The sequence below is a fragment of the Paenibacillus sp. ACRSA genome, from assembly GCF_022346845.1.
GTDB lineage: Bacteria > Bacillota > Bacilli > Paenibacillales > Paenibacillaceae > Paenibacillus.
Map to the genome: position 1 here is coordinate 726,800 of NZ_JAKRNP010000002.1, position 12,631 is coordinate 739,430.

Sequence of the window (12,631 nt, forward strand, 5' to 3'; positions counted from 1 at the left end):
AACGCATTTATTTATCTACTCATCCTTTAACCGTCGCTCATATAGAATTACAGATACAATTGTTAATACGATTGTCCATAGCAAAATAATGATCAGCGGTTTTAGTATCTCTCCCATCGTATAGCCCGCAGGAGAGATACTTAATAAATGTACAAGCTGACTGCTTGGCATGTAATCCAGCACATTGAACATAGCAAATCTCTCATCTAATAACACCCTGCCTGGGGCCGCTGTGAATACAATCGTGACAGGAATGACAGATAAAGATGCTTCAAGCAAGGTTTTGGAGAACAAACCACATATCGTTCCGACAGATGTGTACAAAATAATTGATAGAATGAGTGCCGCTAAAGATACCCATAGATTGGCTGGTTGATAACCAAATATCAATGTAGCTACAGTTAGAACAACAAAAGACATGACAAAAACGAGTACACTTTTGCCGATTAAAATATCCATAGTTGTTGACGGAGTCATCATTAATGAACGCAGGGTGTTACGTTCCTTTTCTTCCGCAATTAAGCACGCTTGTACAAAGCATGTAATTAATACAAACGAAATATTTAAAAGAAAACCGATCGCTTCAGGAGCTGATGAACCTATCTCTCGAAAAAGCACAGCAAGCATAATGGGAACAATCAACGTGACAGAAATTGCAAAATTACGGGAGAATTCCTTGTAATCCTTTATAAATATCGCTCGAATACGTTTTAATGAGATACTCATAGTAACTCACTTCCTGTCAGTTTGATAAAGATCTCGCCAAGACTCGGCTCTTTCGTTTCTACTCGATCAATTCGTCCTTGTTTCATCCAATCTGCAATGAGGTTAGCTGTTTCTGCATTCATCGGAAGTTCGTACGATTCTCCATTTAATAAATCGACAGATATGACGTTTTCCCGATGTTGTTTTTTTAGCTCCTTGGGCATTCCAATGGTTTGAATCTTTCCTTTATACAAAATCGCTATACGATCACATAACAATTCAGCTTCAGCCATGTCATGTGTTGTTAGAAAGATCGTTGTTCCTTTCTCGTTTAAGTACCGTAGCCCTTTATAGATATGTAAAGAATTCACTGGATCTAAAGCAGAGGTAGGTTCATCCAAAAATAATAATTCCGGCTCATGGATCACCGCACATGCCAAAAGAACACGCTGACGCATTCCTTTCGACAAGAGATGAACCTTTTTATTGCGTTCTCCACTTAAGTTCACGAATTGCAGTACTGTTTCAATCGACGAAGGAGAGAGATCATATAACTGACGATATAACTCCAAATTTTCTTCTACCGTTAACCTCTCATATAGACCACTGTTATCAGACAACATACCGAAGCGTATTTTCTGAGCCGATTGATACATCATCGATGCCGACTGGTTAAACACCTTAGCCTCTCCACTGGTCGGGGTTAACTGCGCAGTTAATATCTTAATTAATGTTGTTTTTCCTGAACCACTCGGACCAAGAAAACCAAAAATTTCACCTCGGGGAATCGAAAAAGATACTTCGGATAATGCATCTTTTTCACCAAATCTCTTTTGAATACGCTCGACTTGAATCATGTTCATTCAGATCACTTCCTTACCATTGATGTTCTCAGCATATAAAGATTACATGCCATCAACCATCAAAATTCGCTGAAATGTAGCTGTTCGCTTCTGAATGGTACCCATATGGACTGAATGGATCAGGATGTGTCATAAAACTCGCTGAAGTGCATCTTTTACCGCCTTTTCGCCCCCTGCTACGTCACTTTCCCTTGACGTGCCCCGGCACGCCTGCGGAAAACTTCCTTGCTTGGAACGAAAATTCAATAAAATCTGCTCCCTTCGGAGTTTTCAGACACACCCTAGTTATTTCCCCGGAAATCAAATGTTAAGATGTACTTTTAATTCTTGTAATTTAGAACGAGATAATGGGACAACCGCATCTTCGCCTGTATTTAATCTCAAGCTATAGCTATTCTTCGTCCAGGTAATAATCTCTCTCACTTTTTGTAGATTCACGATGTAGGAACGATGACATCTAAAAAATCCGAAATTCAACAATCGCTGCTCAAGCTCGCTTAATGTCAGAGCACAGACAAAACTTTCTCCACCAACATGGACAAGAATCGAACCATTCAGACTTTCTATATAATCGATTTCAGGCGGGTTAAATAAGATGACTTTGTCATTCTTTTTCGTATAAATTTTCTGCAGAGTGATGTTCGAGGGATCTGGTTCCTGTACATTCTGCTCTTCCTCTTCTGTGTCACGTATATCCACTTGATGAAATCCCGCTTCGTTCAGACGATAGATCGAATCACAGGAGATCATGGCATCCTCTAAATTGGATGTCAGAATCAATATTTGCTTCTCTTTTGCAAGATCATCTAAAATGCGCTTGAAATGACGACGATCTTCCTCTTCCAGATAAAAGTAAGGTTCCTCTAATACTAGCGTAGGCTGATGTGCAAAAAACACACGTAACAATGTCACATACATCCTTCTGGATGAGTTTAGATTCTTAATTTTCACTTTCCGCTCTTCACTTAAGCCAAAATAATTGATTAAAGTAGTAACACGATCTGTCCTTTCCGTTACTCCGATCAGAAAAGTAATTAGCTCTTCTACCCTCAGATTCATGTATTCGCCTTGTTGTACTCGAAACAAATGATATTGTGTATGATCGACCAATTGATCCATCAAAAGCTGCTTTCGTTTCAAGTCTGTTATAATGCCAACTGTAGGATTGCTATCCAGATTGAGTTCGATCTTTGGTATCGTTAATTTCCCATGCGTGTAGATTGGTTCAAATTGCATAATACCCTCCAGATCAATATTCCATAGATTATGTATAATTATTTCAATTTAAGAAATATGTCTACTTTAGTTCCAAATTAAAAAAGGTCGACTAATATAGGTCATTTAGTCAACCTTCACTCGTTAATCTGCTGTGTGTCTTGTGCATATGGAGTCATATTTAGGTATCCTCACCAAGTATCGCTCTTAGTTTCCGATGGGTACGCCGTAATTTGATCATCGTCATCATCAATAACACAATCGGTAAAAGTACAAACCATGATTGTTGTACAATCAACATCACCGACAAGAGGATTAACCCCGTCCACACCATGATTTCGATAATGTCATGTTTTTGCAGCACCCGCTTGAACCCTTTGCGTGAAACAAGAGATATGAAGAAGTATACTAGCACACTGCACAAGACCAACATGGCTATTCCACCTAACAATACAATGAATCCAGACAAAAAATACATTTTTTAGTTCCCCGCCTTACTCCGTATCTATTTTCCCTATCTTACCAATAAAACAAAAATTCTACCATCTGCTTTGTCGTTTAAGTTTATTCCATATATTTTTTTGCTTGTTTTCTCCTATACGTTGTCATCATACTAATCAAAGGCAGCAAAATACCTGTTATAGGTAATGCCAAAGTCCAGCTTTGATATCGAATGGCTTGCACAATGACAAAAACAATGGATAGAACGAGGAGAATCTGTATAATTTGATATCGATCTAAGGAGTGCCTCCATATTTTCCTTGCCACATATCCAATCAGGAAATATCCAATAACTCCGTAAAAAGCAATCATGCCAAGTATCGTAAGCAGCACTATTCCTGTGTTCAAACCAACGCCTCCTTTTCATAAGAGGATATGATATCAATTACATTATTAATTACATCACTTCTCCTCACTGATTACCGTCGCATTATAGATAACAATACGTTTACCGTCCAGATCAAATAATACTTTATTGCCATACTCCGTATCTTGTAGATCGATTTTGCCCTCGTACGTATGGATCAACTCACCCGAATCGCTGTACACTTTCACTACACGTTCAAGACCACCCGCATTATTCGATCTCATCGTTTTGAGTGCACGTTCTCCAGAAGCGGTATTGAAATACCATATGAAGCACCCCACGATAATACCTAGTACAGCTAAAGAAGTAACCCATACTCCCGTTTTCGCTTTTCTACTCATCATGTGATCCCCCCATTATGCGATGTTTACTATCTAATTTAATACGAGTTTGTCTGGATACGGTTTCAATGGAAAAATGCTCGTCCGCCTTAGCCTACACCAAAAGAAAGAGGCCTCCATCGGATGGAGACCTCTTTACTACTCATTACTATTAAAGTGAACGAATTACGAATTCGAATTCCAATTCACCATTGGATGCAATTCGGTACTCTGGATGAACCGGTGCTCCCCAGCTATCGTCACCGCCGACACCCATTTGTTTACCAGCAACAGTCACGACAGTATAGTGCACAGGAGGCAACTCATACGCGTGTTGTGCATTTTCCAACTCAAATGCTGTATATGGAGAAACGTTGAGTTCAACCGGAGCAGAAGCAGCTTCGATTTTGAATCCACGTCCCGCATGATCCGTTACTTTTGCCCAGCGTACGCCTGTACGATTACCAGACTCCTGTGGAACAAGGTAAGGAGCAACTGTATCCGCAACAGTACTTGCATGGATACCCAGACGCGCGCCGAAAGCACGGTCAGCATAGTTCTCTTCTGGTCCGAGTGCGAACCACTCGACATTGCTGAATTCTGGTGATGTTTTGAAGGACAGTGCATGGATTGGAAGCTCAGGCAATCCTGCTGTTCCTTTATATGCGTTATGCACATGTACACTTCCATCATTACGTACGGTATAAGCAACCTTCACTTGCACATCAGCGGAGATGTTCAGCTTATAAGTGAATTCAATACGGTACGCGTTGGATTGCTGTTCTGCTTTCCACTCTACACATCTTGGCATCAAACTTGCTGCATACCATGCGCCAAGCTCGAAGCCCATTGCAGTTCCTTTGTCATTGTCTGTCGTTGCACGCCAGAATAATGGCAGTGGAGGCTGAGCAATCGTTTCGCGTCCTGAGAATTGAAGTGATACCAGTGTTCCGAATGCTTTGGAGAACAAGACATGTGTCTGACCAACACGTACCCCGATGTGAACATCGCCTTCTACCACACGAATCTCATGAACTTGATTTGCATCAACGGAAGTAGTCTCATTTGAGCTATTCTCTTGTTTGAAAATAAATTGTCCAAATGCAACCTCTTCTCCTTGGTCTGCCCACAATGTAGCAGATTTCAGAACGAATGCTGTATTCACAGCATATTCAGCCGCGGATAGTCCTTCCACATCAATTGGAAGGTTCACAACCATTTCGCTTTGCGGCTGAACGTTCACTTCAAGCGTACCACGAACGACTTCTTGACCTTCGCGCTCCAAGCTGTAAACCAGTTCAAGTGCAGATGTATCTGCGAACAGATTATCATTCACAATTTTAACTGCATTACGATCTGGGAAGAGCTTAATGTTTTGATACAGGAATTTAACCTCCTGCATTTTCGCAGTCACTTTACGGTCTGCATGTACAATTCCGTTGCCACAGAAGGAATAATCTGAAGGACGATCTCCGAAATCTCCGCCGTATGCAAGGAATTCTTTACCATAACGATCTTTCTTATATACGGATTGATCAATGTAATCCCAGATGAAGCCACCTTGGTACATTGGGTACTTGTCTTCTAGCTCTGTGTATTTATGCATACCACCAATGGAGTTACCCATCGCATGCATATACTCACAGCTAATATACGGCTTGTCTGGGTTAGCGTTAAGGAACTCCTCAATGTCAGCCGGCTTCGCATACATGCGTGATTCCATATCACTTGTATCGTTGAAGCGACGATCATGGAAGACACCTTCATAATGTACCAGACGTGTTGGGTCAGCAGACTTAAAGTATTGGGATACTTTATAGATCACTTCACCACCATGGGATTCGTTACCGCAAGACCAGATAATAATCGACGGATGGTTTTTATCTCGTTCAACCATGGAGATTGCGCGATCCATAACGATATCATGCCACTCTGGTTTGTCACCTGGAATAACCCAAGAAGGCTCAACCGCACCAAGCTTCTGCCAAGAACCGTGTGTCTCCAAGTTCATTTCGTCAATAACATACAGTCCGTATTCATCACACAACTCATACCACAGACTTTGGTTCGGATAGTGTGATGTACGTACAGCATTCATATTGTTCTGTTTAATCGTACGAACATCCCATAACATATCTTCCTTCGTCACAGCACGTCCACGACGCGGGTTGAACTCATGGCGATTCACACCTTTGAACACGATGCGTTTACCATTGATGTGCATCACTTTGTCAATCATTTCAAATGTACGGAATCCAACAGCCTGAGGAATAACTTCAACCAATGCTCCATTGGCATCATATACACGAATATAGAGACGGTACAGATACGGAATCTCTGCACTCCACAGGTTTACTTTACCGATCTCTTCACGAAGGCTAACCAGCCCATCTTGAACATCGGATGCGAACGTTTTGACTGTGTTTCCTTCTGCATCACGGAGTTCAGCTTCAATCTTAGCTCCTGCAGCAGCTTGACCTTCAAGCTTCAGGTTAACCTGCAACGTACCATTCGTGTACGTTTTGTCCAGATCAGTGCGAACATGTACATCGCGAACATGGGCAGCAGGTACTGTGTACAGATACACATCTCTGAAGATACCGGAGAAACGCCAGAAGTCTTGATCCTCTAACCAGCTACCTGTGCTACGTTGATAAACTTCAACTGCTAACTTGTTCTCACCTTCCTGAAGGAATGGCGTGAGATCAAAGTCCGATGGAGTAAAGCTATCCTCACCGTATCCTACGAATTGCCCGTTAAGCCACACATAGAATGCAGACTCTACGCCTTGGAACGAAATATATACGGGGTTGTTCTGCCAGCCTGTTGGCAGGTGGAACGAACGAATATAACTTCCGACTGGATTTTTGTCCAATGGCAATGCTGGTGGACGCAGTTCATTCAATCCATCCCATGGATACTGTGTATTTACATATTGCATCTGACCGTATCCTTGAAGCTGGATATGTCCAGGAACTTCGATATCATCCCAACCCTCACTGGCGAAGTCAGACTTGTAGAAAAACTCAGGACGGCTGTCTGGACGAACCGCATAGTTAAATTTCCATGTTCCGTTCAGATCATAACGCATGTTCATTTGACCTGAAGTAACAGCTTCTTCCATTGTTCTATAGTATCGGTGATCAGAGTATGCATGAAGACGGTTCACCTCAAATACACTAACGTCTCCCAACCAATTGATATCTGCTTGTGTTGCTTTCATCGGCTCTCTCTCCCTTTAGAACGAAAATTCGCTTGTTTTATATACTCTCAGTACAACGTTTCCTATAAACAAACAGAAAGACAGAGGCACGCCATCTCTGGCGTCCTCTTCTCTCCTCTTGCATGCTGTCCATGCTGGACAGTTTATGCTGTTTTCATTATTTAACGGAACCAACCATACCAGCAACAAAGTGTTTCTGCATGATGAAGAACACAATTGCTGTAGGCAGTGTTGCAATAACGATTGCTGTCATGATTACTCCGTAATCCGGAGCATAACCTGCACCGAGGTTCGAGATCAGCAATGGAATTGTCTGTTGGTCAGGCGTTTGTAATACAATGAGTGGCCACAGATAGTTATTCCAGCTGCTCATGAATGTAATGATTGCAGCTGCTGCATACGTTGTTTTCATCGTAGGCATGTAGATCTTCAGGAAGATCCCAAGCTCACTCAGACCATCAATACGACCAGCCTCCAGCAGATCTTTCGGGAACATTTTGGTGTTCTGACGGAAGAAGAAGATCAGGAACGCTGTGGCAATCGTCGGCAAGATCACCGCTGCCATCGTGTTAATTCCGATAACTGGAGTAACTCCAGAGATCGTTGCGAACATACGATATAGTGGTACCATGATCGCTGCAAATGGAATCATCATGGATAACAATAGAATATTAAACACGATATCACGGGACTTCGTGCGGTATACTTCGAAACCATAACCAGCCATAGAGCCGATTAACAATGCCAGCACCGTGGAGATGACCGAAATCAGAGCTGAGTTCCCCAGAGCCTGCACTAGATTTGTCGAATCAAGCAATTTGCTGAAGTTATCAAGGAAAGCTGAACCTGGCAGCAATCTACCCTTCGTTACATCAACTGATGCATTTGTTGCACTGACCAGCATCCAGAAAAAGGGGAAAATGGATACAAAGGCGACGATGGATAAGAACACATATGTGAAAATCCGTTTTGCTTTAGCTTTAGCCATTTTTATTATCACCTGCCACTTTAAACTGGATAATGGACAAAATAATGATCAAAATTACGATGGAATATGAAACTGTTGCTGCATAACCGAAGTCTGGCGAATATTTAAACGAAAGGTTGTAGATGTATTGTGAGATCGACATGGTCGCGTTACCCGGACCACCTTTGGTAATATTCATAATCTCATCGAAGATCTGCAATGTACCAATCGTTGATGTGATCGATGTGAAGAGGATAATCGGTTTAAGCAAAGGTACAGTAATTTTGAAAAATTGAGTAAAGGCATTCGCTCCGTCAATTCTTGCTGCTTCATAGATCGATTGATCGATGTTTTGCAGAGATGACAGATAGAAAATCATATTATATCCGGTCCAACGCCAAGTAACGGCGATTATGATCGTAATTTTAGCCCAGAACGGGTCTGTAATCCATTGAATAGGATCGCCAATAATATGCAAGCCCATCAACGCTTGGTTAACCATACCGTCTGGTGCAAACAAATATTTGAATACAACAGAGTAAGCTACAAGTGAAGTTACACAAGGCAAGAAAATCGCTGTACGGAAGAAGCTCCGGAAGCGCAGTGTGCTGTCATTCAGCAATACGGAAATAAACAAACCAAGAATAATCATTACAGGTACTTGAATGATCAAGTAGATGAACGTATTAGATAATGCTGTGCGGAACGTTGTATCAATGAATAATCTTTTGTAGTTAGAAAGGCCCGTAAATTCAAGATTGGCTCCTACACCAGACTTGAAAGATAAGAGCAGCGCTTGGATCATCGGATAGAAGTAAAATGCAACAATTCCGACAACAGCCAGCAAAACAAAAGCCCATCCAGTCAAATTATTTTTCTTTTGGAGACTGTCTCCTGTATTCATGGCTTTCACAGTATGGCTCCTCTCTCTCCATGGAACATGGCTAGAACCCACAGAGCCTCTCGTCAAGTCCAGTTCGAGTTGTACCGGACATGAGAGATGGCTCCGAGTTTCCTAGGGTTCAGTAAGTTACCTTGGATATCTTAGTTAAATTGTGCTTCAGCTTGTTTTTGTGCATCCGCCAGAACGTCATCAATCGCTTTGCCGTTCAGGTATGCTTGCATTTCAACAACCAGAATATCTTCAATTGCATATGTGTTGATACCATAGTTTACGCTTGGAATTTCTGTAGTCCATTTAGCGAAATCAGTGAAGATTTTTTGTCCGCTGAAGAACTCATCTGCTTTAGCATAAGCATCGCCATCAACTGCTGGTTTGTACGTACCGATTGCACCGATGTTGTTCAACAAATCTTGATACAATTGTTTGTCAGAACCAAACGTTTTTGCCACAAATTCAGCTGCTTGATCTGCACCAGGAACGTCCATTACATACCATGAGCTACCACCCAAGTTTGTTGCGTGTACAGAGTTCGGTTGTCCAGCCATTTTCGGCATAGGAGCTACTGCCCATTGGCCAGATTGGGAAGCTTCTTGACGGATAGAAGGTGAAATCCAGTTACCCGTTGGAACTGAAGCTACGCTACCATTATTCATATTTGCGATGAATTGGCTCCAGTCGGAGTGCAATTTAACGATGTTAGCATCCATCATCGCTTTGTATGTTTCAAACGCTTCTTTCAATGCAGGATTGTTAGCGATATCAGGTGTTTTACCATCTTCTGCTGAATACCATTTGCCTGCTGTTTGAATCATCATACGAATGATTCCGAGGTCATTTGGATCAAGAGAAAGAAGTTCTTTACCTGTTTTTTCTTTTACAGCTTTACCAATTTCGATGTAGTCATCCCAAGTGATGTCTTGCAAGTCAGCAGCTTTGTAACCTGCTTGCTCAAGCAAGTCTGTTCTGTAGTAAAGACCTGCAACACCAGAGTCAAATGGAACTCCATATTGTTTGCCATCAAAAGCTGTTGGTCCGAGTTTGTAATCTGCAAAATCGGAAGCTGTGATGTTGGAAGACAAATCTTTGAACGCATCAGGGTAAGCATTCAGGAAGCTTTGCGCACGGTAGTCTTCAATCAAAACGATGTTTGGAAGACCGCTGCTTGTTCCGGAGTTAAGTCCAGTGTTCAGCTTTTGAATGATGTCCGCTTGCGCGTACTCAATGATGTTAACTTTCAGATCAGGATTTGTTTTTGCATATGCTTCTTTTGCTGTTTCCATTGCAGCAACGTTAAATGCTTTGTCCCAAGCCCAAATTGTGATTTCGTTCGCTTTCTCGTCACCACCAGCTGCAGAACCTCCGTCACCGCCGGATGAACATGCGGACAATAACAACACTGTAGCGAGCATCAATACCCACATTTTTTTCAAATCATTCAACTCCCCTTCGACCTCTTTGTGTGTAAATTTGTTTACGTTTTCTGAAAGCGGTTGCTTCCGATGTATTCATCTTATCATTCCCATATCTTCATTCGTTAGTAATAATTTTGTACGGATTTGTCATCTTATTGCCACAATGAAAACCTTTACAGAAACCGTTTGCACTAAATTTAGTTTTTTGTAATTTCTTTTGATTTTGTAATTTCTCAATCTAGATAAATTACAAATGTGCATTTTCATTTTAAATAAAGCATACAAAAAACCCCTCGTTTTCTGGCACTGCTAGAACGAGGGGCTTCAGACAACAATGCGATATAGCCATGTTGTTATTGGTTAAACGTCATTTATTCAGTTCGTAATCAAAGGAAGAGTAACGGTAACTCGTGTTCCTTCTCCCACATTACTCATAATCGTGACACCATAGGGTGCCCCATATAATAGCTCGATCCGGTCGTGTACATTACGAATACCAATACCACTAAATAGTTGACGGTTGTTTTTCGGGTTAGGTAATGTCTCGCCCATATTAAGCCCTTCAATCCCGTCACCATTATCCATAATTTCGCAGATAAGTGATTCGCCTGCTCTAGAGACCAAGACATGAATTGTACCTGTTTCCTTCTTAATAAATCCATGGAAAAAGGCATTCTCGATAAAAGGTTGAATAACGAGCTTAGGTACATGATAGTGATTACAATCAGGAGCCACATAGAAGGCTGCTTTGATCCGCCCTCCATATCTAACGTGATTGATGAAGACGTAGTTTTTCAGATTCTCCACTTCTTGTTCCACTGTGACCGTCTCACTTACATTGCTGATCGTATTCTGTAGCAGTCCAATAAGTGCATTAATCGTTTCTGCTGCGCGATCCTTGTTGCCCTGCTGCACTAGGACTTTGACAGAAGCGAGTGTGTTATACAAGAAGTGTGGGTTAATCTGGCTCTGCAAGGCCGCAAGTTCTGCATTACGCTGATCTCGTTGTGTCTGCACTAACTGATCCACGTAATCATGGAGTTCATCAAGCATGTAGTTATACGCATGACCTAGTTGCTTGCTCTCGTAACTGCCACTTACCGGGATATAGTTGTCGAGGTCACTCTTCGTAATGTTGGACATCTGCTTCACCAATCTACGCAGTGACTTGGTAATCTGACTTGTAATCAGGAATACCAGAATTAAGGCACCTACTACAATAGCTGCACAGATTAGAGCTACGGTCTTCATATCAATGAGTTGACCCATAGCGAGCTCTTTATCCACCACATTAACCAGGTAAAATCGATAGAAAGGCAAGTACTCGGACAAAATGATGCTATCCTGTCCCATTACACGTGCATTAATGTTTTTGGAGGAACTTCCGTTCATCTCCTGAGCGTAGGACAGCAATTCCGGTTGTGTTGTTCCAATCCATTCTTCCCGATTAGAAGACACAATTCTGCCTTTCTCATTCATAATGACGACATCATTACCTCGACTTGTAAAGCTGGTATAGAACTGCCGGAACGCATCTTCTCTCATGGTGACATACAATGTTCCGTATATTCGGCTGCGTATTCGATCTGTCAGCGCTTTAGTTGCAGAGATCATCTGCAGCTCCCCCGTATCAGTCTCATTATAAAAATCGTCAATGATAAGGCGACTCGGCGACTCGGCAGCTTGAATCGTAATCGGTAACTGCTTCAATTCATCCACTGACATCTGAAGATGAGCGCGGTTGGTGGAATAACTCCGTCCATTGATTCCGACAATGGTAATCCCTACTTCGTATGATTCGGTTATGGTCTGAACGCGATTCATCATTCCCCTCATATTATAGAAGGATTTTGCCATGGAGATGGAATCTGCATCGCCTTCCGACAGGAATCCACGAATAGCTCCACTCTGCGCTACATTGTTGGTAACCGCAGCAATTGCATCATTAAAGGATTCGAAATTCGTTTTAATCTGACTGAGCACCTTTGAGTTCGTTATGCTAAACGTATCTGTAAATAAGTTGGTTGACATATGAATGGTCGTCCACAGAATCAGCACAGAGACCAATACGATGCTGACGACCATTACTAGAAATAATTTAGGGAATAATCCCAGGCTCGATAAACGATTCATCCATTTCTTCATGATCTAATC

Annotated in this window: 11 protein-coding genes; all 11 read right to left on the minus strand. The window is 41.8% G+C overall.

The features are described 5' to 3' along the window. Positions 1-15: 15 nt before the first annotated feature. The gene (locus tag MH215_RS08260; protein WP_239289578.1) at positions 16-726 is read right to left on the minus strand and encodes an ABC transporter permease; all 711 of its coding nucleotides are present in this window, start codon (positions 724-726) and stop codon (positions 16-18) included. Further along, positions 723-1,568: an ABC transporter ATP-binding protein gene (locus MH215_RS08265; RefSeq protein WP_239289580.1), complete on the minus strand. Its 846-nt coding sequence runs from the start codon at positions 1,566-1,568 to the stop codon at positions 723-725. The genes MH215_RS08260 and MH215_RS08265 overlap by 4 nt, the downstream gene beginning before the upstream one ends. Positions 1,569-1,868: 300 nt before the next feature. After that, positions 1,869-2,804 carry a LytTR family transcriptional regulator DNA-binding domain-containing protein gene (locus MH215_RS08270; RefSeq protein ID WP_239289582.1) on the minus strand — a complete coding sequence of 312 codons (936 nt, stop codon included), beginning with the start codon at positions 2,802-2,804 and terminating at the stop codon, positions 1,869-1,871. Positions 2,805-2,964: 160 nt separating this feature from the next. Continuing rightward, the gene (locus tag MH215_RS08275) at positions 2,965-3,261 is read right to left on the minus strand and encodes a hypothetical protein (protein WP_239289584.1); all 297 of its coding nucleotides are present in this window, start codon (positions 3,259-3,261) and stop codon (positions 2,965-2,967) included. An 86-nt stretch (positions 3,262-3,347) separates the two neighbouring features. Next, positions 3,348-3,632: a hypothetical protein gene (locus tag MH215_RS08280; RefSeq protein WP_239289585.1), complete on the minus strand. Its 285-nt coding sequence runs from the start codon at positions 3,630-3,632 to the stop codon at positions 3,348-3,350. A gap of 54 nt (positions 3,633-3,686) precedes the next feature. Next, complete coding sequence (locus MH215_RS08285; protein ID WP_239289586.1) at positions 3,687-3,995, minus strand: hypothetical protein; 309 nt, start codon at positions 3,993-3,995, stop codon at positions 3,687-3,689. Positions 3,996-4,143: 148 nt separating this feature from the next. After that, complete coding sequence (lacZ, locus tag MH215_RS08290; RefSeq protein ID WP_239289587.1) at positions 4,144-7,194, minus strand: beta-galactosidase, LacZ type; 3,051 nt, start codon at positions 7,192-7,194, stop codon at positions 4,144-4,146. A gap of 157 nt (positions 7,195-7,351) precedes the next feature. After that, positions 7,352-8,182 carry a carbohydrate ABC transporter permease gene (locus MH215_RS08295; protein WP_239289588.1) on the minus strand — a complete coding sequence of 277 codons (831 nt, stop codon included), beginning with the start codon at positions 8,180-8,182 and terminating at the stop codon, positions 7,352-7,354. After that, positions 8,175-9,065, minus strand: coding sequence for a carbohydrate ABC transporter permease (locus MH215_RS08300; RefSeq protein WP_145410534.1), 891 nt, complete (start codon positions 9,063-9,065; stop codon positions 8,175-8,177). The genes MH215_RS08295 and MH215_RS08300 overlap by 8 nt, the downstream gene beginning before the upstream one ends. Before the next feature lie 140 nt (positions 9,066-9,205). Beyond that, positions 9,206-10,495, minus strand: coding sequence for an ABC transporter substrate-binding protein (locus MH215_RS08305; RefSeq protein WP_239289589.1), 1,290 nt, complete (start codon positions 10,493-10,495; stop codon positions 9,206-9,208). Positions 10,496-10,852: 357 nt separating this feature from the next. Next, the gene (locus MH215_RS08310; RefSeq protein ID WP_239289590.1) at positions 10,853-12,622 is read right to left on the minus strand and encodes a sensor histidine kinase; all 1,770 of its coding nucleotides are present in this window, start codon (positions 12,620-12,622) and stop codon (positions 10,853-10,855) included. Positions 12,623-12,631 lie beyond the last annotated feature (9 nt).

What these genes read in the sequence shown, in the direction of transcription:
- MH215_RS08260 (WP_239289578.1), bottom strand. Translation starts at nt 726, where the DNA reads ATGAGTATCTCATTAAAACGTATTCGAGCGATATTTATAAAGGATTAC.
- MH215_RS08265 (WP_239289580.1), bottom strand. Translation starts at nt 1,568, where the DNA reads ATGAACATGATTCAAGTCGAGCGTATTCAAAAGAGATTTGGTGAAAAA.
- MH215_RS08270 (WP_239289582.1), bottom strand. Translation starts at nt 2,804, where the DNA reads ATGCAATTTGAACCAATCTACACGCATGGGAAATTAACGATACCAAAG.
- MH215_RS08275 (WP_239289584.1), bottom strand. Translation starts at nt 3,261, where the DNA reads ATGTATTTTTTGTCTGGATTCATTGTATTGTTAGGTGGAATAGCCATG.
- MH215_RS08285 (WP_239289586.1), bottom strand. Translation starts at nt 3,995, where the DNA reads ATGATGAGTAGAAAAGCGAAAACGGGAGTATGGGTTACTTCTTTAGCT.
- lacZ (WP_239289587.1), bottom strand. Translation starts at nt 7,194, where the DNA reads ATGAAAGCAACACAAGCAGATATCAATTGGTTGGGAGACGTTAGTGTA.
- MH215_RS08295 (WP_239289588.1), bottom strand. Translation starts at nt 8,182, where the DNA reads ATGGCTAAAGCTAAAGCAAAACGGATTTTCACATATGTGTTCTTATCC.
- MH215_RS08300 (WP_145410534.1), bottom strand. Translation starts at nt 9,065, where the DNA reads ATGAATACAGGAGACAGTCTCCAAAAGAAAAATAATTTGACTGGATGG.
- MH215_RS08310 (WP_239289590.1), bottom strand. Translation starts at nt 12,622, where the DNA reads ATGAAGAAATGGATGAATCGTTTATCGAGCCTGGGATTATTCCCTAAA.